The 23459-nt window shown below is 50.3% G+C and carries 23 protein-coding genes; 9 read left to right on the top strand and 14 right to left on the bottom strand.

All coding sequences use genetic code 11. The annotated features are described in order from the left end of the window. Positions 1-5: 5 nt before the first annotated feature. The 8 genes from trkA (at position 6) to HOM51_05500 (ending at position 6779) form a co-directional block, all read left to right on the top strand. A complete protein-coding gene (gene trkA, locus HOM51_05465; GenBank protein ID MBT5033950.1) occupies positions 6-1382 on the top strand; it encodes a Trk system potassium transporter TrkA in 1377 nt (458 codons plus the stop codon). A 1-nt stretch (position 1383) separates the two neighbouring features. Then, positions 1384-2286 carry a D-amino-acid transaminase gene (locus HOM51_05470; GenBank protein ID MBT5033951.1) on the top strand — a complete coding sequence of 301 codons (903 nt, stop codon included), beginning with the start codon at positions 1384-1386 and terminating at the stop codon, positions 2284-2286. Beyond that, positions 2283-2942, top strand: coding sequence for an HAD family hydrolase (locus HOM51_05475; GenBank protein MBT5033952.1), 660 nt, complete (start codon positions 2283-2285; stop codon positions 2940-2942). Before HOM51_05470 ends, HOM51_05475 begins: the two co-directional genes overlap by 4 nt. 102 nt (positions 2943-3044) lie before the next feature. Further along, positions 3045-3299 carry an RNA chaperone Hfq gene (gene hfq, locus HOM51_05480; protein MBT5033953.1) on the top strand — a complete coding sequence of 85 codons (255 nt, stop codon included), beginning with the start codon at positions 3045-3047 and terminating at the stop codon, positions 3297-3299. A 71-nt stretch (positions 3300-3370) separates the two neighbouring features. Next, positions 3371-4672, top strand: coding sequence for a GTPase HflX (hflX, locus tag HOM51_05485; protein ID MBT5033954.1), 1302 nt, complete (start codon positions 3371-3373; stop codon positions 4670-4672). A gap of 102 nt (positions 4673-4774) precedes the next feature. Further along, a complete protein-coding gene (locus HOM51_05490; protein ID MBT5033955.1) occupies positions 4775-5044 on the top strand; it encodes a hypothetical protein in 270 nt (89 codons plus the stop codon). An 8-nt stretch (positions 5045-5052) separates the two neighbouring features. Continuing rightward, positions 5053-5886: an inositol monophosphatase gene (locus HOM51_05495; protein MBT5033956.1), complete on the top strand. Its 834-nt coding sequence runs from the start codon at positions 5053-5055 to the stop codon at positions 5884-5886. A gap of 20 nt (positions 5887-5906) precedes the next feature. Further along, positions 5907-6779 carry an NAD(P)-dependent oxidoreductase gene (locus tag HOM51_05500; protein ID MBT5033957.1) on the top strand — a complete coding sequence of 291 codons (873 nt, stop codon included), beginning with the start codon at positions 5907-5909 and terminating at the stop codon, positions 6777-6779. Here HOM51_05500 and HOM51_05505 read toward each other — a convergent pair. From HOM51_05505 to HOM51_05520, 4 genes are all read right to left on the bottom strand, one after another. Then, a complete protein-coding gene (locus HOM51_05505; GenBank protein MBT5033958.1) occupies positions 6776-7390 on the bottom strand; it encodes a hypothetical protein in 615 nt (204 codons plus the stop codon). The genes HOM51_05500 and HOM51_05505 overlap by 4 nt on opposite strands. A 98-nt stretch (positions 7391-7488) precedes the next feature. Further along, positions 7489-8295 (bottom strand): nucleoside triphosphate pyrophosphohydrolase, encoded by an 807-nt coding sequence (mazG, locus tag HOM51_05510; GenBank protein ID MBT5033959.1) that lies wholly within the window; start codon positions 8293-8295, stop codon positions 7489-7491. Positions 8296-8462: 167 nt separating this feature from the next. Then, a complete protein-coding gene (locus HOM51_05515; GenBank protein MBT5033960.1) occupies positions 8463-9239 on the bottom strand; it encodes an MBL fold metallo-hydrolase in 777 nt (258 codons plus the stop codon). Then, positions 9230-10030 (bottom strand): TatD family hydrolase, encoded by an 801-nt coding sequence (locus tag HOM51_05520; protein ID MBT5033961.1) that lies wholly within the window; start codon positions 10028-10030, stop codon positions 9230-9232. The genes HOM51_05515 and HOM51_05520 overlap by 10 nt, the downstream gene beginning before the upstream one ends. A 198-nt stretch (positions 10031-10228) precedes the next feature. On the opposite strand from HOM51_05520, the gene HOM51_05525 reads away from it, so the two are divergent. Further along, complete coding sequence (locus HOM51_05525) at positions 10229-10861, top strand: response regulator (protein MBT5033962.1); 633 nt, start codon at positions 10229-10231, stop codon at positions 10859-10861. Here the strand turns inward: HOM51_05525 and HOM51_05530 are convergent. The 10 genes from HOM51_05530 to HOM51_05575 form a co-directional block, all read right to left on the bottom strand. Further along, entirely contained in the window at positions 10858-12411 is a 1554-nt protein-coding gene (locus HOM51_05530) for a methionine--tRNA ligase (GenBank protein MBT5033963.1), read from the bottom strand. The two genes, HOM51_05525 and HOM51_05530, sit on opposite strands and share 4 nt — an antisense overlap. A 71-nt stretch (positions 12412-12482) precedes the next feature. Then, the gene (locus HOM51_05535; GenBank protein ID MBT5033964.1) at positions 12483-13580 is read right to left on the bottom strand and encodes a DNA polymerase III subunit delta'; all 1098 of its coding nucleotides are present in this window, start codon (positions 13578-13580) and stop codon (positions 12483-12485) included. Then, a complete protein-coding gene (locus tag HOM51_05540; GenBank protein MBT5033965.1) occupies positions 13577-14212 on the bottom strand; it encodes a dTMP kinase in 636 nt (211 codons plus the stop codon). The genes HOM51_05535 and HOM51_05540 overlap by 4 nt, the downstream gene beginning before the upstream one ends. Before the next feature lie 18 nt (positions 14213-14230). After that, complete coding sequence (locus tag HOM51_05545) at positions 14231-15412, bottom strand: D-alanyl-D-alanine carboxypeptidase (GenBank protein ID MBT5033966.1); 1182 nt, start codon at positions 15410-15412, stop codon at positions 14231-14233. Between the two features lie 41 nt (positions 15413-15453). Then, positions 15454-16614, bottom strand: a complete 1161-nt coding sequence (locus HOM51_05550) for a septal ring lytic transglycosylase RlpA family protein (GenBank protein MBT5033967.1) — start codon at positions 16612-16614, stop codon at positions 15454-15456. Positions 16615-16644: 30 nt separating this feature from the next. After that, complete coding sequence (locus tag HOM51_05555; protein MBT5033968.1) at positions 16645-17838, bottom strand: lytic murein transglycosylase; 1194 nt, start codon at positions 17836-17838, stop codon at positions 16645-16647. After that, entirely contained in the window at positions 17835-18467 is a 633-nt protein-coding gene (locus HOM51_05560; GenBank protein MBT5033969.1) for a YdcF family protein, read from the bottom strand. Before HOM51_05560 ends, HOM51_05555 begins: the two co-directional genes overlap by 4 nt. Before the next feature lie 197 nt (positions 18468-18664). Next, complete coding sequence (locus HOM51_05565) at positions 18665-19996, bottom strand: S8 family serine peptidase (GenBank protein MBT5033970.1); 1332 nt, start codon at positions 19994-19996, stop codon at positions 18665-18667. 92 nt (positions 19997-20088) lie between these two features. Next, complete coding sequence (locus HOM51_05570; protein MBT5033971.1) at positions 20089-22632, bottom strand: hypothetical protein; 2544 nt, start codon at positions 22630-22632, stop codon at positions 20089-20091. Next, on the bottom strand, positions 22632-23453 hold the full coding sequence (locus HOM51_05575; protein ID MBT5033972.1) for a hypothetical protein: 822 nt from the start codon (positions 23451-23453) through the stop codon (positions 22632-22634). The genes HOM51_05570 and HOM51_05575 overlap by 1 nt, the downstream gene beginning before the upstream one ends. Positions 23454-23459 lie beyond the last annotated feature (6 nt).

The following is a 23459-nucleotide window of genomic DNA, read 5'->3' on the forward strand; positions in this document are numbered from 1 at the left end:
AATCCGTGAAAGTCATCGTATGCGGCGCGGGGCAAGTGGGGTTCAGTATCGCCCGTCACTTGGCGCTGGAAAATAACGACGTTACCGTCGTCGACCAAGAAGCTAGTCTGGTCCGGCGCATTGGTGACTCCCTGGATGTACAAGCCGTGGTGGGGCATGCTTCGCGCCCTGATACCCTGGAACGGGCAGGGGCGGCAGATGCCGATATGCTGATCGCAGTTACATTATCTGATGAGGTGAACATGATCGCCTGTCAGGTCGCCCATTCTCTGTTCGGGCTTCCCACCAAGATTGCCCGTGTACGTCATCAAAGCTATTTGGAGCCTGTCTGGTCAAATCTGTTTTCGCGAGACAACCTACCCATTGACGTGATCATTTCGCCTGAATTTGAAGTTGCAAGCGCCGTCACGCGTCGGCTTCAGGTGCCGGGTGCGTTCGAGATGATCCCCCTGGTCAACGATAAGGTGAAATTGATTGGTGTGCGTTGCGAAGACACGTGTCCGCTTCTGAATACGCCGCTTAGGCAACTGACCCAGCTGTTCCCTGATCTCAATATCGTCATCGTCGGGATCGTTCGCAACGGGCGATCTATCATTCCGACCAGCCAAGATACCTTGATAGAAGAGGATGAAGTCTACTTCGTCGTCGACAGTGGGCAATTGTTGCGCGCCATGGCCGCATTTGGCCATGAGGAAACAGAAGCCCGACGTTTATTGGTCTTCGGTGGCGGTAATATTGGTCTGTTTATCGCGCAGCAAATTGAAACAGACCACCCTTGGGTCAATGCAAAAGTTATTGAGATGAACCCGGAGCGCGCAGAAACCATCGCAAAATTACTGAACCGAGCCGTGGTGTTGAATGGCGATGTGCTCGACCCTGATCTTTTGGAAGAAGCCAACGTTGCCGAGACCGATACCGTGGTCGCCGTCACCGATGACGATGAAACCAATATCCTCTCAGCCCTCCTGGCCAAACGCCATGGCTCGAAGCGCGCAGTCAGCCTGATCAACAAAGAAACCTATCAACCCTTGATTACGAATTTAGGAATTGATGTGGTGGTCAGCCCGCGCAACATAACGGTCTCAACAATCCTTCAGCACGTAAGGCGAGGGCGGATTTATTCAGTCCATAGCTTGCGTGAAGGCTTTGGTGAATTGATTGAAGCCGAAGCCATGGAAACGTCTCCCTTGGTCGGCAAGCCGCTGCGTGATGTTAATCTACCAGCCGGGGTGATCATCGGCGCTGTCGTGCGGGGTGATGAAGTTATCAAACCAGGCGGCAATACAGTGGTTCAGGCTAAGGATCGAATTGTGCTCTTTGCCTCAGCTGAATCAATCAGCAAAGTTGAAAAATTCTTCTCAGTCCAATTGGAATATTTTTAGAATGTCACGTATCGCTTACGTTAATGGTCAGTATGTTCCCAACGCCGAAGCCTCTGTTAATATAAACGACAGGGGGTTCGTGTTTGCCGACGGGATTTATGAAGTTATCGCCATAACCAAAGGCCAGCTTGTGGACCCGGAATGGCACATGAAACGGCTGTGGCGGTCCTTGGCCGAATTGCGAATTCCGGAGCCGATGTCGGACCCGGCAATGCGCGCCGTTATGAATCAAGTCATCCGCCGCAACAGGGTCCATAATGGTATAATCTATATGCAAATATCCCGCGGCGTTACGCGCGTAAGAGATCACGCATTTTCAACTGAATTGAAACCCGCTGTTGTTATGACAGCGCGGAATACGACGGCTGTATTAACGGATGAAATGAGCGATGGCGTAAAGGTCATTAGCATACCTGATATCCGATGGAAACGCTGTGATATCAAGTCTATATCGTTATTACCTAATATTTTAGGTAAGCAACTGGCAAAGGAAGCCGGGGCCTATGAAGCCTGGATGGTAGACGAGGAAGGGTATGTTACGGAGGGAACCTCCTCAAACGCTTGGATCGTGACCAAGGACGGTGAACTCGTCACCCGTCCCACCGACCATGCCATCTTGCGTGGCATAACCCGAATCTCGCTCATGGCATTGGCAGAAAAAGCCGGATTCACCATTATCGAGAGAGCATTCACGATTGAGGAAGCGAAGGCTGCCAAGGAAGCCTTCGTGACCAGTACGACTTCTCTCGTCAAGCCGGTAACGGAACTCGATGGAGATACAATTGGAAATGGCAAGCCAGGGTTATTGACGGAAAAATTATTCGGCCTCTACGCTGCTTATAATGAAGACATTGGTCTTAGTGGCCATAGTGGCCATATTGGCCAAAGTGGTAAGGGCGCTTGATCCTTCCGAAAGAACGCCCAACTGCGATCATCTTCGATTGGGATAATACCCTAATCGATTCATGGACGACCATTCATCAAGCCCTAAGCGCGACATTTACGGCCTACGATCTCACCCCTTGGGCCCTCGATGAAACGAGAGTTCGCGTCCAAAAATCCATGCGCGATAGTTTTCCGGCATTGTTTGGCGATCGCTGGGAAGAAGCCGGGGAGTATTTCTACGAACAGTACGATGCGATCCACATCAAAACCCTGACACCCCTCGCAGATGTGGAGACAACTCTTGGTGGGCTGGTGGAGCAGGGAATTTATCTGGCCGTCGTTTCTAACAAAAAGGGCCATTACCTCCGCAAGGAAGCAACCCATCTCGGGTGGAATAAATTCTTCGGACAGATTGTCGGCGCCTTGGATGCGGATCAAGACAAACCCGCAGTTGAGCCTGTGACCATGGCTTTGAACGGCAGTGGCATTGAGACTGGGACGCACGTTTGGTTTGCAGGAGATTCAAATATCGATATGGAATGCGCTAAAAATGCTAGCTGTGTACCCGTATTGGTGCGAGAAAAAGAACCCGAACCCTTTGAATTTAAAGACCATCCGCCGAGCGTTCATGTTTCCGGATGTCTAGCACTTTCAAAATTGATTGATACCCTGTAGACTTTTCCTGGGTGGGATAAGAACTCCGAAGATCTCATAAGACGAAAACAATAGCCGCCTATGTGCGGCAATGGTCTAAATAACAATAAAGGGAAACGGCCCATGTCCTCGGATAAGACGCAGAACGTTCAAGACGTCTTCCTAAATCACATCAGGAAAAATAAAACCTCGGTCACGGTGTTTTTGGTCAACGGTGTGAAACTACAGGGGATCGTCACGTGGTTCGATAATTTTTCGGTGCTGTTGCGCCGCGACGGACACACGCAACTTGTATATAAACATGCTATCTCGACGATAATGCCGTCTACACCGGTTCAGCTATTTGATCCGGAAAAAGACGGCGACGACGACGAGTAACGAGAGTAGGGGATCTGACCCGTTTGGCGGATAAGCATCGTCACGACAACACAAACGGCGTCGAAAACTGTCTGGTTGTTCATCCATATCTGAAGGCATCTCAACGGATTGCCTCAGCCGTTGACGCGCGCCTGGAAGAAGCCGAAGGGCTGGCATCCGCGATTAATCTTAATGTCGCTGGCTGTGAGGCAGTTTCGCTCAATAAACTGCGCCCTGCGACCTTAATGGGGCAGGGGTCCGTCGAACGGATTACGTCGCTCATCAAGGGGCTTAAAGAAAGCAACGATGATGCAATTGGTAACAATCATATTGCCATCGTCATCGTTGATGCGGCCCTAACGCCGGTTCAACAACGCAATCTGGAAACCGCCTGGAAGACCAAAGTCATTGATCGAACAGGCCTCATTTTAGAAATCTTTGGGGAACGTGCTCAAACCCGGGAAGGTCGATTACAAGTCGAGTTGGCGGCGCAAACCTACCAACGGTCTCGATTGGTCCGATCCTGGACCCACCTTGAACGCCAGAGAGGCGGTGCGGGCTTCATGGGGGGGCCTGGAGAAACACAAATCGAATCTGACCGCCGGATGATCGATCAGCGGATCACGCGACTAAAAAAGGACCTAAACGAAGTCAAACGCACCCGCAAACTGCATCGTGATGCTCGGAAACGAATTCCCTATCCAGTCGTCGCCTTGGTTGGTTATACAAACGCCGGAAAATCGACCCTCTTCAACCTCGTAACGGCCGCTGAGGTTGTGGCGCGGGATCAGTTATTTGCCACATTAGACCCCACCATGCGGCGGCTTGATTTGCCGTCTGGACGAACTGTTATCTTGTCTGACACGGTGGGCTTTGTTTCAGACCTGCCCCATGAACTGGTCAGCGCCTTCAATGCCACCCTTGAAGAAGTCTTGGAAGCCGACATCATTGTTCACGTCCGCGATGTCGCGAGCCCTAATACGGAAACCCAAAAGAAGGATGTACTCACGGTTTTAAAAGGGCTGGGGCTTGATGAAGACACGGTCTCGGGGATGGTCGAAGTTTTGAACAAAACCGATCTGCTAGGCGAAGATGAGCAAGAAGTTGAACTCAATAAATCCGAACGCGCCACAGAAGTCGTCCCATTATCGGCAAAGACCGGGGCCGGGTGTGAGCAATTCCTACAAGTGATCAATGACCGCCTGATGGAGAATTTTCAAATATTGGAAACTTCGTTGGCGGTCCAAGACGGAAAAATGCTGGCTTGGCTGTACGATCATGGTGAAGTTATTGAGCGAGAAGACGACGAAGCCACGGTCCGCCTAAAAGTCCGCCTGGATGCAACCAATGTTGCCCGTTACGACCAAATGACGGTGTCCCAGGCTCGAAAATAGTAATAAAAATTCCAACAAATCCGGCGATTCGCTTGCAATTAGGCTCTGCACATCCCATTCTACTAGTAGAATTTAACCCGGGTATCAAGAAGGGCGCCGAGAATGGCTGCACCATCATCACAGAAAAAATGGCGGGCTAAAAATCGCCTGGTTAAAAAACAACTCAATGTAATGGCAAAAAATGCCACCCATGAGTCCCTAGAGGACTTTGCGAAGTCGTTTAATTTGCGCGGCAAGGGTGAAGCGGTGACGTTTGCGTGCTTTGTAACACGTGCGTTGATCCAGCGTGCGGATTACAATGATGATACGGCCAAGATGTTGGATGATTTAGCCGATATCTATCTCCGCGACCGCGACATCCATTCTGCCTAGGCTCAAATGTGACCCCTGTAACATCTAGCTTTCCGACTGACCCCAATCGTGTAGACCAAATCATTCGCGCCATTGCGAAGGCAGAGGTCATGCCCAGGTTCCGTAATCTTGATGCCGGAGATATATCCGAAAAAAGTCCCAAAAACTTTGTGACCACAGCCGATATCGAAGCGGAGAAGAGGCTTGCCCAAGACCTGACACTGCTCATTCCAGGAAGTGTCGCGATTGGCGAGGAATCAGTTGAAGACAACCCTGGCCTCCTTAATGCGCTAAACAATGAATCGCCAGTTTGGATATTAGACCCCGTCGATGGCACCGGGAACTTCGCGGCCGGCAAGGCGTGCTTCGCCCTAATTGTTGCCTATTGTGTCGGTGGCGAGACCCTCGCCGGATGGATTCATGATCCGATCAATGACGTTACGGTCTGGGCGATCAAAGGGGAGGGGGCGTGGATCGGTAATCAGCGTCTTAAAATTGACAGCGCAATTCCCATAAATCAAATGTCAGGATCACTTGGACCGCGCCTGCGGCATCGGATGTGCCACACGTGGGGCTATGCAGAAGATGACACCCGGCTGATGCGTTATAAATGTGTCGGTATGGAATATTTGGATTTGGCCCGTGGCGTGCTCCATTTCGCGCGCTACGCGGGGAAGATCAAGCCTTGGGATCATGCCGCCGGTATCCTTATTCATACGGAAGCCGGGGGCTATAGCCAGCTTTCAGGCGGGATCACCGGAAACTACCAAACAACAGCCGGAATTATTGATAATTCTTCCTTGCTTTTGGCCCCCAATTCGCCAGCATGGGAGCAACTTCACGCAACAATCGGGGAACTCTAAGGGGTTCGAGGAACTTTTATATGTCAAAAAAAGTAGCGTTTATTGGACTGGGCGTCATGGGCTACCCCATGGCTGGGTATCTGGCAAAAGCGGGCAATGACGTCACCGTCTATAACCGCACCACCAGCAAAGCCGATAAATGGGCCGCAGAGCATGGCGGAAATCACGCCGACACCCCCGCCAAGGCAGCAGACGGGGCTGATATCGTGTTTATGTGCGTCGGTAACGACAACGACGTACGCAGCGTAACCTTTGGCGACACAGGCACGCTCGCCGGGATGAAGGACGGCGCGTATTTGGTCGACCACACCACCGCGTCCGCGCAATTGGCGCGTGAAATTGATGAAGCTGCCCGCGCCAAGGGGCTGCATTTTTTGGATGCGCCTGTTTCGGGCGGACAAGCGGGTGCTGAAAATGGGCAATTGGCTGTGATGGTTGGGGGAGAAGAGGCTGATTTCGCTGTCGTCGAGCCCGTTATTGATTGCTATGCCAAGGCAACGACGCTGATGGGAGCTGCTGGGTCCGGGCAACTCACCAAGATGGTCAACCAGATTTGCATCGCTGGATTGGTTCAGGGACTGTCAGAAGGCTTAAACTTCGCGGCCAAGGCAGGGCTTGATGGTGAAAAGGTTCTTGGCGTGATCTCGAAGGGGGCAGCGCAATCTTGGCAGATGGAAAATCGCGGCTCTACCATGCTGAAAGATGAGTATGAATTCGGCTTTGCCGTCGATTGGATGCGCAAGGATTTGGGGATTTGCTTCGATGAGTCTCAGCGTAACAAGGCCCGGCTGCCAGCGACAGCATTGGTTGATCAGTTTTATTCCCACGTTCAAGCCAAGGGGGGCGGCCGCTGGGATACGTCGAGCTTAATGAAACTGCTCACCGAAGACTAAATCAGCGAAAGCACCATTTTGGGCGACGGCTTGTTCATGCCATTGATCTTCCAAACATAGAATTTGGTTGCCGTCCCCTTTTGTGTGGCGTTGTGGCTGACGACTTTTGCGTCGGTCTTCACTCTGATTTCACCCACCATATCGAGGCCGATTTCTCGCAACCGACCCTTCTGAGCCGATGAGAGAGCCGTACCCAAGACCTCTATCTGATATCTTTTCTTGCTATATTGGATGGTCAGGAAGGCCGCGTTCCGGCGCATGAAGGTGACCATTTTCTGGCGGGTTATGTCGCCTTCTTTCACCCAATGGACCTTAAACCGACCTTTTTGAACATAGCCAAATTCCTTGGTCGATGAATCGCGGGTGATGTCGGTTTTAACGTACTCGACCTTTTTAGCCTCTTCTGTAGGGTTAATTTTCCCCTCTTTAAGCCCTTGATATAATGGTAGATATACGACGTACCCATCGAAGGTGATCTTGTAATACCCTTGCCGATTGACCTCTATTTCCACATCAAATTTAAGCGGGAAATAGCAACCGTTTAGAACGAGCATCAAAAACAATGCGCCAATAAGTCGGCCTGCTGTTCTTCTAGAAAAAAATTTGCGCACGGTTTCGATCTTTCAGTTGGGAAGCGTTAAACTCACCCTAGATCATAAATTGGGCGAAAACGAGGACAACAAAAAAATTGTTGAAGTGAGAAGGGGCCTTATGTCTCTTCCTTCTTAGCCTGGACCCAAAGCGCTTCCATTTCACTCAGGTCTGCGTCCTTCGGGGTACGCCCTTGGTCACGCAATAATTGTTCGATTCGTTTAAACCGTCGTTCAAACTTAGCATTTCCACCTCGAAGGGCTTGTTCCGGATCAACCTCCAACTTTCGCGCCAGGTTGGTTACGGCAAATAAAAGGTCGCCAAGCTCATCCGTGATCCGCGCTTTGTCAGCCTTTACATCTATCTCGTGACTGAGTTCGGCGGCTTCTTCGGCAATTTTATCCAGAACGTCCTTGGCTTCGGTCCAATCAAACCCAACACGCGCCGCGCGTTTTTGCAGTTTCACGGCACGTGTCAAAGCGGGAAGGGGCACCGCCACCCCATCTAGCACGCTTTCTGGGACGTCCGATACACCATTCTTATCGGCACGTTCCCGCGCCTTATGATCTTCCCATGCAACAGTCTGTGCATCCGCGTCCTTGATACTCAGATCACCGAACACATGCGGGTGACGGCTTTCCATCTTTTCGGAGACACCTTCAACAATATCGGAAAAATCGTACAGACCTTCTTCATCCGCCATCTGAGCATAGAACACGACCTGAAACAGAAGATCACCGAGTTCATCTTTCAATGCGGAGAGATCACCATTCTCAATCGCCTCAGCAACCTCATACGCTTCCTCAATCGTATGCGGCACAATCGTCGCAAACGTCTGCTCCAAGTCCCAAGGGCACCCACCATTAGGGTTACGGAGTTGGGCCATGATGGCTAAAAGGCGGTTGATTGATTTTTTGTCGGTCATGTTATCTCTTGATTGGGTTTTTAGAGTGCGGGGTGGTCTCCTACCATCTCCACAGACACAACATAATTGTCGCATAATTTATATTATGGAAAATTATGTATATTATTTATCTTCAACAACTTAACGCTCATATTTAACTCAATAACTCTAATTACTATAATTTCTATTTATGGTGCTTCAATCACCATACCATCATACGCAGGCTCAACACCTTCCGGTAAATACGCCGCCAATTTTTCATGATCTAAGGATTGGCTTAAGTGTGTAAAAATGCCCCTCCTTGGTTTCAACTTTTCGATCCATCCAAGTGCGCGATCAACATCTACGTGAGTAAGATGCGGATGATCTATGAAGGTGCCAATGATCCACACATCAATGCCCGCCAGAATATCAAACGCATGATCGGGCAATTCGACAACGTCCGTCGTATAGCCAACGTTATTAATTCGGTAACCCATGGTTTCAGAAAAACCATGGTCCTGAGTAAACCCGGTAAATGTTAGATTACCAATATCGACCGAACCTCTATCATTCAAAACATGTGGAACTAAGGTTGGCTTAAAAACCGAGGTCGCAGTTGGAGGCAGCGGTTTTAAGACATATCCAAACCGTTCCTCAATTATGGCTAAAGTATTTTCATCTGCATATGCATCTATCGCCGTGCCCATGTTACGATTGATACCGCGAAGATCATCGATTCCGTGAAGATGGTCCGCATGGGCATGGGTATAAACCACAGCGTCCAGTCGCGTAACATCCGCATCCAAAAGCTGTTCGCGTAAGTCTGGAGATGTGTCGACAAGAACCGTGGTATCTTGATTCTCTACAAGAATAGAAGGCCTTCGGCGTCTATTTTTTGGGTTCGTGGGATCGCATCTTCCCCAGCCACGACCGGGCTGCGGCGTTCCGCCTGAACTGCCGCTGCCGAGAATGGTCACGCGCACGTCTCAGACTCCGACCGCGTCGCTTTATTGAATAGTTTGAAGAAGTTATCGGTTGTAAATTTGGAGAGATCTTCGAGGCTAACACCTTTGATTTCTGCTAACTGACGCGCTGTAAACGCGGTAAAGGAAGGTTCGTTCGGCTTCCCACGTTTGGGGACAGGCGCCAAATACGGTGCGTCCGTTTCCACCAACAACCGATCCAGCGGTACATTGGCAACGGTGTCTCTTAGGTCTTGCGCACTCTTAAATGTCACGATTCCTGAAATCGAAATATAGAACCCGATTTCCAAAGCAGCCTTGGCCATTTCAGGACCTGAACTAAAACAGTGAATGACGCCCGTAAATGGTTCCTTCGCATACTCATCCCGCAGCATACGTGCGGTATCATCATCGGCGTCTCGGGTATGAACGATCAGCGGCAGGCCCGTTTGCCGGGCAGCATCTATGTGGGCCTGAAATGAATCTTGTTGGGCATCGCGGGGGCTGCGTTCGTAATAATAATCCAACCCGGTTTCGCCAAGCCCAATGACCTTGGGATGATCAGAGAGCCCAACCAACCGATTTGATGTGATGTCATCGTCGTTTCCTGCCTCATGGGGGTGAACGCCAACCGTACAAAAGATATTTTCGTATCGCTCCGCAATATCAAGAACACCTGAAAATTTACTCAACTGAGTACAGATGGTGGTCATCCAGCGAATGCCGGCCTCATCAGCACGCGCGACAACGCCGTCTAAATCGCCGGAAAGTTCCGGGTAATCCAGATGACAATGACTATCGACAAATGAAATTGGATCATTTGAACGCTTGGTATCTAGAATATTACCCACCTTAATTACACATCCCTATTGAGCCCCCTAAAGGACAACTTGTCTTAAAGTATATTAAAGCCCTCGTCACGGGGCAGCAGTTGCTTTGTAAGCCCTGTTTGACATTGATCAATTACAAATTTGGTAATGAGTGGTTGAATTCAAAGGTTGGAACCACTTTTGAGGCTCAAAAAGACGGGTAGTGGTGTCATTGTGAAAGCCTACGACCTATCAAATATTAATATTCTAATCATCGACGATAGTCGGTACATGCGTTCATTGTTATCTACTGTTGTCCGTGGCCTTGGCATTCGCCAGGTTCGTGAAGCCCGCGACGGCGAAGCCGCGATGAACGTCATGCAACACTTTACACCTGACATCGTAACCTGCGACTGGGGGACCGGACCAATGGATGGCCTTGGTTTCGTTCACCACCTGCGCAATGGCAAAGATAGCCCCAACCCTTTTATGCCGGTCATTATGATCAGTGCACACACAGAAATGCATCGCGTTGTAAAAACACAGGAGGCTGGTATTAATGAGTTTTTGGCTAAACCGGTTTCTGCAACACAAGTCTACAAACACTTAAAAGCCCTAATCGAGCATCCCCACCCCTATCTTAAAACAACCGGCGATAATGCCTATTTTGGCCCAGATCGACGGCGGGTTCGACTGGTAAAACATGTAGGTGAAGAACGTCGCGAACACATGCCAGAACCTGTCCCAGGAGATCCTAATGGACACCTATGGGAGGAAATTTTAGCACAGCCTCCCCAGCCGAATAATCATAAAGAGACACCTTTGGGCGCTTAAGTCTCTTCTTCTTGAAAGCGTGGGAAAAGGCCTTCTGGCTTTGGCAGTTCTTGGCCTGGCGTTAAGTTGTGTTCATTTGACAGGTGAACGTTGATCGTACGCTGGTCTTCCGGAACTGACAACTGATCGAGCATTTTGGCCATCGTGTCCGGCATAAAGGGTTGGTTAAGCAGCGCCAACCGACGAATACACTCCGCCAATACATAAAGCACAGTTGCCATTCGGGCTGGGTCTTCTTTCTTCAATTTCCAAGGAGCTTGATGATCAACGTAGGCATTAGCCTGCCGGATGACGGTCCAAAGCGCATCCAGACCGCCATTGAACAACTGCTGGTCCATGCAGTCTCGCAAGGTATCACCAGCGGCTAACGCGGCCCCTAACATCGCGTTATCTTCGTCGGTAAAGTTGCCAGGTTCCGGCACTTTACCTTCACAATTCTTCGCAACCATAGACAGAACTCTCTGCGCTAAGTTACCGAAATCATTGGCAAGTTCGCTGTTGATTCGGGTGACCATGGCCGCATTCGAAAAATCACCATCATTGCCGAAGGGAACTTCGCGCAGCAGAAAATACCGGACCTGATCCAGGCCGTACTTTTCCACCAAAGCCCGGGGATCGATCACATTGCCCAGCGACTTGGAAATCTTTTCGCCCTCGTTGGTCCACCAGCCATGCGCAAACACGCGTTTGGGCAGCTCAAGCCCGGCCGCCATCAAAAACGCCGGCCAATAGACGGCATGGAAGCGCAAAATATCTTTGCCCACCATATGCAAGTCGGCAGGCCAATACTTTGGATACTCTCCGGTTTCGGTTTCTGGATAGCCAACACCCGTCATATAATTGGTCAACGCATCCAGCCACACATACATGATATGATCTTCATCATCCGGCACCTGCACGCCCCATTTAAAGGTGGTGCGAGAGATTGAGAGATCGCGCAAGCCGCCGCTGACAAAGCTAATGACTTCATTTCGGCGGGATTGCGGCGCGATAAAGTCAGGATTTTCCTCATAGAACGCCAACAGGCGATCCTGCATCTCAGATAACTTAAAGAAATAACTCGGCTCTTCGACCCATTCGACTTCTGCGCCTGATGGCGCGATTTTATTGCCGTCTGGTCCTTGGGTTAATTCCCCTTCCCCATAGAACGCTTCGTCCCGAACCGCATACCATCCGGCATAGCTACCAAGGGTGATGAAGCCAGCATCTTTAAGGCGCTTCCAAAGATCTTTCGTCGCCGCGTGATGGCGCGGTTCCGTGGTGCGGATAAAATCGTCATGGCTGAAATTCATAAAATCAGCCAGATCGCGGAAGTTTTGCGAGACCTTGTCAGTAAAGACTTGAGGATCGACCCCCGCATCCTGAGCCGAATTTTCAACTTTTTGGCCGTGCTCGTCAGTCCCGGTTAAAAACTTAACGTCATACCCATCCAACCGCTTGAAGCGCGCCAGAACATCACACGCGAGCGTGGTGTAGGCATGGCCGATGTGCGGGCTGTCATTAACATAATAAATCGGCGTCGTGACGTAATAGCGTTTTGGCTCAGCCATCGCTGTAAATTCCTCAATACCTACTGTCGCAGGGAACAGATTTTCGCAAGAACGCGGCAGATTTATGTCAGTTATGTGCGGACAGTGCGTTCAAGGGTCAAGAATATGTTTAAAATCGTTTGTTTGCGGTCGAGATTAACGGCGTCCGTCCGTTCCAGTATGCGGTTGACCTTTTCCCATACCTCCAACCAGTTATCAAGGCCAGCTTGAGCAAAGACGTGCTTCATCAACTCGGTCTGACCACCCTTCCCTGCACCGCCAACAACGAGCCGCCCAAGCCACCATCGTAGAAGGTTACCAAGGGTCTGGAATTTTTGCTCAGAACCAACGCGTGCCACTTTGTCACCAAGCTTATGGACGGCCTCGGTATCTAACGACGGCAAGGCCTCGATTAGATTGATCATGTCGCGATAAAGCTCAACCCCTGCCCCGTCTGCCAATGCCAAGGCATGACCGATACTGCCGTCGCTCAGGCGCACCAAGTCTGATCGGTCATCCATGGAAAGTTCCGGGTGATAGCGCGCAATTAAGTCTTCCACCACTGGATCAGCCAAGGGATTTAGGCGTAAGACCCGACATCTGGAGCGAATGGTCGGCAACAATCGTCCGGGGTTATGGCTGACCAACAGCAACAGCGCCCGATCTGGGGGTTCTTCCAATACTTTTAAGACGGCGTTGGCGGCATTGACGTTCATTTCATCGGCGGCATCAATGACCACCACCCGCCAGCCGCCTTCTGACGCTGTCAGGCCAAAGAAACCACCGACTTGCCGGACCTCTTCAACTCGGATAACCGTCCGAAGTTTGTTGGTTTTTTGATCTCGGGTCCGCTCTATTCCTAAAAGGTCGCTGTGTCCGCCGCCTGCCACCCGGTGAAAAATTGGGTTATCTGGGGAAATGTTGAGGGACGTCGGCGCTGGCGGGGCATCACCAAAAAGGCTCGGCCCACCGCCAATATTCGAGCTATTTGCCAGAATAAACCGCGCAAACCGATAGGCCAAAGTCGCCTTGCCAATGCCACGCGGTCCGGTGATTAGCCACGCATGGGCTAAGCGTCCGCTGTTAAAGCCGTTGAGCAAGGCGGTTTCGGCGTGTTCGTGCCCCAGAAGGTCAGAGGTTTCCCTGGGGAGCGGAACTTCTTCACCGTCAGGATCGAAATTGACGGTCATGAATCTAGCCCCAGTCGATCCCGCACGATTAAAAAGATTTCGGCTTGAATGTCTTCAACACTTCCAGAAGCGTCTAGAACAGCACATCGTTCAGGTTCCGCCGCTGCTATCTTTAAAAAACCATCTCGCAAACGGTCATGAAATTCAGCATCCATGCGCTCGTAGCGATCTTCTGTATCGGACCGAGAGTTTGCACGTTTGAGCCCCTGCTCCGGAGCAATATCGAAGACTAAGGTTAAATCAGGTTTGAAATCTGCCATTACAGTTTGATGCAATTCTGTCACCCAATCTGCGCCAAGTTGGTGGCCGTAGCCTTGATAAGCCATGGTGGAATCGGCAAAACGGTCACAAATGACCCACGCACCTTGTTCCAGGGCAGGAAGAATAGTTCGCTCCATGTGGTCGCGTCTGGCAGCGTAGTTTAGTAACGCTTCGGCGGCCCCTGACCATCGGTCCGTTCCTCCCGTGACAAGTAATTCACGGATGGCCTCGGCTCCAGGGGACCCCCCAGGTTCGCGGGTTTCGGTTACGCTTATCCCAGACTGACGAAGGCTTTCGGCCAACAGGCGTACTTGGGTTGATTTACCAGCCCCCTCACCGCCTTCGAACGTGATGAATTTTCCGTCAGGCAACCGAGATTGTCCTCCCTGTTATTCGGTCTCACCCCATACGATGAATTTAAAAGCCGCACCTAGTCTACCGACGAGCCCAAGACGCCCGACGTCCCCGCCGGCAGTCAGCGGCATCATCAAATCTTTTGTTCCAGGCGCGCTTACCTTTAAGCTTGCAACGACGTCACCGGTCTTAATTGGAGCTGGCAAAGGACCTTCATAGGAAACCGTCACTTTCATTTGGCGCCGGGATTTACGTGGCATTGTCAGCACCAGTTCTTTCTCAATAATGAGAGGAACCGTCGACTTCTGTCCCAACCAGACACCGGCAGTCTCGACCACGTCCCCCGCCTTAAACAGCTTGTAGTTTTCAAACTCCCGGAAACCCCATTCAATAATCCGCTCTGGTTCGCGGGAGCGTGCCTTTCTGCTGGGAAGCCCATTAATAACCAAAATAAGGCGCCGGTCTCGACGTTCTACAGAGGCCGCCAATCCATAGCCAGACTCCTTAGTGTGGCCCGTCTTCAGACCATCAGACCCCATGTCTTTGTAGAGGAGTGGGTTTCGATTATTTTGTTTTATACCGTTGTAAGTAAATGATTTTTCCGAGAAGTAACGGTAGTATTCTGGAAAATCCTTAATCAATTTCTGGGATAAAATTGCCAAATCCCTAGCGGTTGTTAAGTGTTCTGGATGGGGCCACCCTGTCGCATTTCTAAAGGTCGAGTTGGTCATCCCCATTTCCTTGCCACGGGCGGTCATTTCCACGGCAAATGCTTCTTCTGAGCCGGAAAGACCCTCGGCGATTACAATACAGGCATCGTTGCCGGACTGGATGATGATCCCCCGAATAATGTCTTCGACCTTAACGCGTTTTCCTGGCAGTAGGAACATTGTCGAACTGCCGCTGCTGGCACCACCTTTGCGCCAGGCATTTTTGCTAACCCTGAAGGTGTCTTCCAGGCTTAAACGACCATCGCGCAGGCGTTCGAACAGCATATAGATCGTCATCATTTTGCTCATCGACGCAGGCGGCATCGGCCGGTCGGCATTTTTTTCGAACAAAACTTTCCCGGTTGAGACTTCGATCAGAACCGCTTCGCGCGCAATCGTTTCAACCGCCTGGGCAGGACCTATTGCAGAGGCCAGTGCGAAAAGCGTAAAAGCTCCAAACACCAACCCCCGTCCCAATACTTTTGAATTCTTATACGTTAACTGCACGTTCGCTCCGCCCTATTAGTAATTACCCGCCTCAAATTAATTTAGCAGGAAACGGGAATTCTACTAGACCTTGAATCAGGCTTCTTTGGGGCAGGTTTAGCCCCAGGGGCAAGACAGTCAATGACTATTTTGGCATCGTTGTATCCAGCCCGAAGGACATCGTCTAAATAGTCATCCGCTTCTTCAACGCTGTTCACCGGCCCCACACGCACTCGAAAATAATCAACACCACCAATCAACACTGAATTGATCTTTACGGGTCCCAAGCTGCTGAGGCGAGCGCGGACCCGGTTGGCGTTAACAAACTTGGCGTAAGAACCCGCCTGAACATACATATTCGTCCGTTTAACTTGATTTTGTCCGGCACTTTCAGGTTTTGGGCGCCATCCGGAATCAACAACTTTTTGCTGATAAACAGGTACCGTTTCTGGGCGGCGCACTCCATTTACTTCGGCGGTTTGACTGGCCGGAGAAACCGCAGCACCCGGAGGTGGTGCCAATGATTGAGCCGTGACAGAAGGCTTCGGTAATTTTGCAACCGTAATAGGCGTATCTACTTTCTTACCTGGACCACGTTCCATCGCTGCCGCAAGGGCACGGCTCTCAGGTGCCATAATCTGAACCCGAACCCGCGCTGTTCCCTGTTTAAAGAACCCTAAGATTTGGGAGCCGCGCCTGGAAATGTCTATGATTCGGCCATGGGCAAAAGGTCCCCGGTCATTCACTCGAAGCACAAGAGAGCGCCCATTATCTAAATTGGTGACCCGAACAGCGCTTGGCAGCGGCAACGTACGGTGAGCCGCCGACAGTTCGTTCATATTGAAAACTTCGCCGTTGGCTGTCTTTTTGGCGTGAAATTTAGGCCCATACCAAGATGCGATACCGGTCTCATCGTACTGATAATTGACCTCGGGGTAATACCAGACACCCTGAATTTGGTACGGCTTACCTATTTTATAAATACCACTGTGTTTGGCCTTCTTATCTTGGGGTTTCTTTGGCTCATCGAATGATTGCGAAATACGTTTTGCGGTGTGAACGACCAGACGCGTTTCAGCGCACGCGACCATTGCGAGCGACGCAACGATGATCGTACAAACGCGAAAATACCGGTAGAACCCCATGATCTTGTAGCACCCCCTAAAACCAACCGAACATTTAGTAGTGTAACCGCCGTACCCAACACGGAGCAAGGACTGCACCTAACATATTCCTGGTTTATTATTCACAGTTTAGCGCCTTAAGGCCTTCAAAAGTGCGTGAGATGCAAATCCGTCCGCAGGCAAATTGGCTGATTTTTGAAATGATTTAATCGCTGATCTGGAAATCGGCCCAATGACACCATCAGGCGGGCCGACTGAAAAGCCTCTCGCATTGAGGGCACGCTGAATTTCCAGCACTTGGTTTCGAGACAAGGGTGCCAGGTCTGGGGACCGCTTTGCCTTGATCTTCCCATACCCCGCGATCCGGTCAGAAAGATACCCAACCGCCAGAGCGTAGTTGATGGATCGGTTCCAAATCATAATTTTGCGGTAATTGGTATAAACCAAAAATGCCGGGCCAAGGTATCCTGCGGGCAGAAGCAATGATGCCTCTATATCAACAGTTGGCAAATTACCTCCACCCGCTTTGCGAACACCCATATTCTGCCACTCGGACAATGGCTTCCGGGTATGGAGCCCCGAAAGTTCAACACTAAAACCCTTGGGCAGGATGACTTCACGTCCCCACGTTCGGTCCTTCCGCCACCCGACGGATGATAAAAAATTCGCTGACGATCCAAATACATCAGCGAGGCTCGTCCAAAGATTCCGGCGACCATCTCCGTCCAGATCAACGGCATAACGTTGGAAGGTCGATGGCATGAACTGGCTCTGCCCCATGGCACCAGCCCAAGACCCCTGTACATCAGCAGTCATATCGCCTTGATCAATAATTCTGAGGACCGCAATCAGTTCTTTCCGAAAATATCCTTTGCGACGCGGATCAAAGGCGAGGGTCGCCAAAGACCGAACAACAGAGAGTTTTCCGGTATAATCCCCGAAATTGGTCTCCAATCCCCAGAATGCGACTAAAAACCGGGGCTGTACGCCATAGCGCAGCTGAACTTTTTCCAGAAGGTCGCGATGTTGCTGTAAAAGCTTTTGCGCCCGCTCAATTCGGCGCTTGGTCACCCGTTTATCAAGGTATCCCCAAACCGTCTGGGTAAATTCTGGCTGCTTTCGGTCGAGTTTTATAATCCGAGGATTGGGTGTCAATCCCGTGAGGGCCCGATCTACGGTCCGTCGGCTAATGCCCAGTGATAAGGCTTCAGCACGGAATTCCACGAGCCAGCGGTTAAAGCTCTCCGTCAAGTCAGACTGAGCGGCTGCTGAACCCTGAAAAATCAACGCTGTAAGAATGATCGTAAAAATAAACTGGATCATTTTTGCTTACCCACCCCTCCTTCGCCCGGAAATATCTCGTTTGATCTATCGGTGAGACGATAAACCAAAAGTCCGATCCATTCGTGTAGCGCCGTACTAAACCGCCCTAATGCGCCGCCTGGGTTGAAATTAAGTATATCCGGGGTATTACCCTTCAGGTAATAATCTACCGGATAAGGAATAATGGTCCAGCCAGCTTTTCGAAATACACCAACAGATCGTGGCATATGAAAGGCGGAGGTTATGAGAACCCAAGTCTCACCGGGCTCAGGTTTTGCCAACTCTTTTGAAAGGATGGCGTTTTCATGGGTGTTTCGAGACTGATTTTCAAAAATAATTTTGGAAGGATCTAGCCCTAGTTTTTTCATTAATGGCCCCACCACATCGGCTTCCTTGATGTCCTGACGCATAAGGCTTCCTGAGCCAGTGCTATATACGGCTTTCGCGTTTGGGTAACGTTTAACTAAGACTGCAAATTCAATCAGGCGTTCAGCGGCGGCGCCAACAGCGACTTGCCCCCGAGTCTTGGTCACAAACTGATTAACCACACCCCCTAATGCAATAATACCATCCACTTTTTTGGGCAGATGAGTGACGATCGGAAATCTGTTCTCAAGCGGCAAAAACATCCACGTTCCAATCGGCAGAACCGCGAGAACCAGCCATATGGCTGCGACCATAGCAACGATCCGCCGGCCCCATTTATGCGACCAAGTAAACATCAGCACGACACCGATGCAGAGAAGTATCAGTAAAAAATTTGCAGGGTTGGCAACAAACCAAAAAACCTTAGAGAGGATGAAAAACATCAATTAGGAATTAAAAGTTAGCGACATTTGGGTTCGAGATTAACAAAACCGTACCCGAAGACAGAATCTTTACCCTTGCTCCCCAAATCGATTATTTTTCGCTTTAATACATTACGTATATCGTCCGTAGATGAGGCGGATCCCCCGGCTGTTAATAGTGCGACAAAGACAGCGATATAGGGAGACGCGAATGATGTACCGGATTGGTATTTCCCCCCTCCCGGCACAGCGGTCCAGATTTTTACTCCAGGGGCTGCGAAGTCTATATACGAACCTTGATTGGCATGGGAATAAACTGATTTATTTCCACGCAACGCGGTGATGGCCAGTACATTTCCGTAAGCAGCAGGATAGGCCGGCCTACCCTTTTTCCCCCAATTTCCAGCAGCCGCGACCATGTTAATGCCCTTGGCTTGGCTTTTCTTCAACGCCAGCCGAATGACTTTGTTATCTCCGCCAGCGACACTGAGGTTAATGACATGGACTTTTTCTTTCACCAGCCAATCGATGGATTTTAGCAGGCCAATGGCGCTGCCAACGACCTTACCCGTACGTTTTTCCTCGAACATATTGCCCGCGAACAACTGCGCCCCGGGAAGCAGTCCTCCCCATTGAGGTTTTCCAACTAAAATACTGGCGACAGCTGTGCCATGAGTCGCCGGGCCAGGTCCCCTGCCCTTGGTATGAAAAGATTTAAACGTAACCCTTTGGCCTTTTAGAGCCGGATGAGAGATGTCGACCGCGCTATCGATCATGCCGATGCGAATACCTCGACCACAGGTTGCTGTTGCCGCCTTCCAACCAATTGCTGCACGGGGATGGGTTTTTTTAATTTTGTATCCGGCTTGTGCCTCAAATAAATGATTGGCTTCGGTGTTAAGGTTTGGAATGGCAGATGCCAGTACTTTCCTGGCGTCGGCGAGCGTCATACCCGCAGGTGTTCGCAAGCGATAAACCAATATACCCAGTTGCCCAAGCTCAACTTTCTCTATTACCGTGAAATTTAAGCGACGAATGATCGAGACGAATTTCTTCGGGGGGTCGACAACGAGAATTTCTCCGCGTTCATACTGCTCATGAGGCGCAAAAGAGAATGCCTTGAATTTTCCAAACTCCGCCTCAGGTACCGGCGCTTTTTCCCCAGCGGGGCCGGCAACATTCTTTTTTTGACCCGTTTCGCCGACAACCTGCCCTTGTAACTCTTCGGACGTTTGAACAGATTTCTTTTGTGCCGGTAGATAAACGACGAAATACCACACCCCGACCGCGAACATAAGAACGGAAACCAGTTTAATAATCATACCGACGCCGGTTTTCGGCTCTTCTTCTTTACGACTTCTTTTCGCCATACCTGCCGCTCACACTTGTTTTCCGCCAATTATGACGGTTCGAACGCACGAATCATGTACGCTAATCTATATAACACATAGTTTGGTTTAGATCACTTCATGCCTTCAGCCATGGGCGTACTCGTCAACGCCGGACCAAATTTACCAACGTGATAATTGTGGCAAATCAAACAATCGCTGCCAGCTTGGTCTTGCGTATGGCACGCTGCACAGGTTTCACGTTTGATCGCATTAAAATTACCTTCGAATGATTTAGGGTTACGGTCCTTAAACGAGGCTTTGTATTTAGCTTTTTTATTCAGCGTATGGCAGTCCAAGCAGCCTTTTTCATCCAGCAGACTGAAATGCGCCGTATGAGAATACTTGGTAAAGGTGTGGCTGTTCGACTTTGGCGTATGGCCCTTCCAGTTAAATACGAATTTTCCTGACGATTCCTCGTCTACGCTATGGCATTTGACACACAAACCAGGAGCGCCTTTTTTCGTTAATGCCGAGAGAATTTGGCCGGCACTTTCTTTGGCTTCCATAGACGCCGCCCCGCCTGCTGCGTCCAACCAAGACCGCATCATGGTGTCGGCATGACCCGCCGGACGATAACGAAGAGTGAATTCGTCCCGATACCATCCCCCTGCAGAGGCCCATTCTTCGCCAGGTGCGATTTCAACATCAGGTTCTTCTTCTTTTTCAGCCTTTGCTGCCTTTGATTCCCCTTCTTTTGGGGCACTGCCGCCTAAGATATCTTCCTGCTTACCGCCGCCGAGAATATCTTCCTTTTTCCCGCCGCCGAGGATGTCTTCTTGCTTGCCGCCGCCAAGAATATCCTCTTTCTTTCCACCAAGAATATCGTCTTTCTTTCCGCCACTCAGAATATCGTCTTTACCACCACTTAAGATGTCATCCTTCTTGCCACTTAGGATGTCATCTTTTCCACCGCTTAAGATGTCATCCTTCTTGCCACTTAGGATGTCATCTTTTCCACCGCTTAAGATGTCATCCTTCTTGCCACTTAAGATGTCATCTTTTCCACCGCTTAGGATATCATCTTTCTTGCCGCTTAAGATGTCATCTTTTCCACCACTTAGAATGTCGTCCTTCGCGGCAACCAAAATGTCGTCCTTTCCAGATCCGCCTGTCGGAGAGTCCTCTTCCGCCGGCACGGGAACGACCTCTCCGTCGCGGTGTTTTGTGACATCAGCAAAAAGTTTGGGGAACCAAGCACGCTGGGCTCCCAACACAGCATCTGGCTGGATCAATCCGGTCAGAAGCCCTAATTCGGTATTCGAAAGTTTCCGCCCCATAGAGGCTTCCAACATTTTCCCGAATGCTGGCACACCCTCGGTTGCTAAATCAAACAACAGCCCCTTAATCGCCCAAGCATAATTTTCGATTGCCTTGAGTTGCGGCTTAGTTGCTTCTCCAAGGTCCATAAAGTCGATGTCACCCAAGGTTTTTTTAGCCGCCTTGTAATCAGAATTCCCCGCCAATAGGAATTCCATAAATGGTGTAGAACCACCATCAGGGTCCTCTGGCCATTGGCCAATCCCAACATTTTTTTCACGCAAGGTGGCGACATCGAGCCCCGGAACAGCAAAGATCGCAATTCCCTTAGCTGTCGCCCTGCCTTCTCCTTGAATTTGATCCAGGTGACAAGCGGCGCATGGTTTTTCAAAACCGACCACACTCATGCTATCGCCCATGATATCGGGCTCATGGCATGTCTTACATTCCGTGGGCGCAATGGCTTTGTATTTCTTTTCAACAAAATGATTGCCGATATGACTTGTGTGATCGAACTGGATACGAGTCCGTCTTTCATACGGATATTTGCCAAAACTTGGATGGCCGTTTGAGAGGTTTTTAAAAGCCGAGGTATGGCATGCTTGGCACCGCTGGTTAGACATCTTTTTGAGGTCACTACCGGCGCCATGATGTTCCTGGTGACAGGTCATGCAGAATAATTCAGCCCCATCCGCATTTGGCTTCATGGTGACAGACGCCAATTTCGGAATCCACGGCATGCTGTTAGAAGAAGCAGGGGCAGCTGACTTCGATAAACTGGCCAGTTGCGTCTTGCTTATACTATGCGGAGCAAAACTATCCGTACCAAACTGATGGCACCCAACACACAGCTTGCTGTCTACGGATTCAGAAGACTCAGCAAATGCCTTGTGCGGCCACGAAGAGGCTCCATCCTTAAATGCAGTATGACAACCAGCGCAATCCTTAACTTGGCTGTGTTGGAACGTCAGCGGGCCAGGATCAACGAAGGATGCCGGGTTCACACCGCCAACAAACAAGAGGATGATCCCCACAGTCAACGCGGTCAGCCAATACCCCATGGCTTTGCGTTTTGCGCGCCAGCTTCGCACCGGGTGGCATTTAACAATTTTTGTACAGCAACTGCCGTCCGGCAATGGACCATCGGAACATTTGCCACCCTGCAATTCTGAACGTGTGCAAACAAAACGATCACCAATCATGACCGGGCGACATTCAGCCGTCGCGCGACACCTTCCCCTACCATCAGGTCCGACTTCGCAGGGGTGTCCTTCCGACGCCCATCCGCAGACCCACGGCTGGTTCGGTCGGACGTACTTACTGTTCTTATAGTCCCGTTCTTGCAGAGTTCGAGCCATTACATTCCCCCGCTAAATGCATAAACGAGGACCAAATGAACCACAGCGACCAACAGCAAGCTGTAAATCAGGGGCACATGGACAAACAACCACCCTTTGAGCAGCCCCTGGAGCGCATGATGAAAGTCAAGCTCGTCCTTCTTAACAACAAGATCACGCAATTGGTTGGAGAACTCTTTTTCCTTATCATTCAAATAGCGCTGCATGTTGTCGAATTCGGTCAACAAGGTGAACAGGCCATGGGTAGAACCGGTTATGTGATCCAAAGTGTGACGCGGGCGTTCAAAATAGGCCCGAAGATTAGAGGCATAAAAATCATGGATCGTTGTTGAATTTGTTTCAGTTACAGAATTGACCACAAGGTTCTCTGCATCCATTCGAAGGTCTCTGATAAATTGAGGGATACGTTCGAAAATCACCTCTTCACCCTTGCGGGTTAATTGGCGGGGCAGGCCACGGGATATAACGATCCCAAGGACCCCACTGCCAGCCACCAAAACAAACAGCAAGGCTAACATTATTTCCAGCCAACCATCTGGCACCCTAAATCCAATATGAATGATGAAGAGACCAATGCACAAATAGCCCAAATAGACATGGAATTGAACCCAGGCCGCACTGCGTCCAATCGTAGACAGCATGGTGAGTTTCTTACGCACCCCATATAGGCTCAGCAACAGCATGCTCGTCAGTAGCAACCAGCCTGTCAGAAATGGCCCTTGATATAAGGATACATCGTAGACTGACGTCGTCGTAAGCAACACCGCCCCAACCAGCAGGGTAATTAAAATATTTCGGTTACGGCGCGCGGTAAACGTCACGATCGG

This window comes from Rhodospirillaceae bacterium (genome assembly GCA_018660465.1).
GTDB lineage: Bacteria > Pseudomonadota > Alphaproteobacteria > Rhodospirillales > JABJKH01 > JABJKH01.

Bases quoted from the DNA above. Each gene is read 5' to 3' on its own strand.
- HOM51_05470 (MBT5033951.1), top strand. From the start codon at position 1,384: ATGTCACGTATCGCTTACGTTAATGGTCAGTATGTTCCCAACGCCGAA.
- hfq (MBT5033953.1), top strand. From the start codon at position 3,045: ATGTCCTCGGATAAGACGCAGAACGTTCAAGACGTCTTCCTAAATCAC.
- HOM51_05490 (MBT5033955.1), top strand. From the start codon at position 4,775: ATGGCTGCACCATCATCACAGAAAAAATGGCGGGCTAAAAATCGCCTG.
- HOM51_05500 (MBT5033957.1), top strand. From the start codon at position 5,907: ATGTCAAAAAAAGTAGCGTTTATTGGACTGGGCGTCATGGGCTACCCC.
- mazG (MBT5033959.1), bottom strand. From the start codon at position 8,295: ATGACCGACAAAAAATCAATCAACCGCCTTTTAGCCATCATGGCCCAA.
- HOM51_05530 (MBT5033963.1), bottom strand. From the start codon at position 12,411: ATGGCTGAGCCAAAACGCTATTACGTCACGACGCCGATTTATTATGTT.
- HOM51_05535 (MBT5033964.1), bottom strand. From the start codon at position 13,580: ATGACCGTCAATTTCGATCCTGACGGTGAAGAAGTTCCGCTCCCCAGG.
- HOM51_05555 (MBT5033968.1), bottom strand. From the start codon at position 17,838: ATGATCCAGTTTATTTTTACGATCATTCTTACAGCGTTGATTTTTCAG.
- HOM51_05560 (MBT5033969.1), bottom strand. From the start codon at position 18,467: ATGTTTTTGCCGCTTGAGAACAGATTTCCGATCGTCACTCATCTGCCC.
- HOM51_05565 (MBT5033970.1), bottom strand. From the start codon at position 19,996: ATGGCGAAAAGAAGTCGTAAAGAAGAAGAGCCGAAAACCGGCGTCGGT.
- HOM51_05570 (MBT5033971.1), bottom strand. From the start codon at position 22,632: ATGGCTCGAACTCTGCAAGAACGGGACTATAAGAACAGTAAGTACGTC.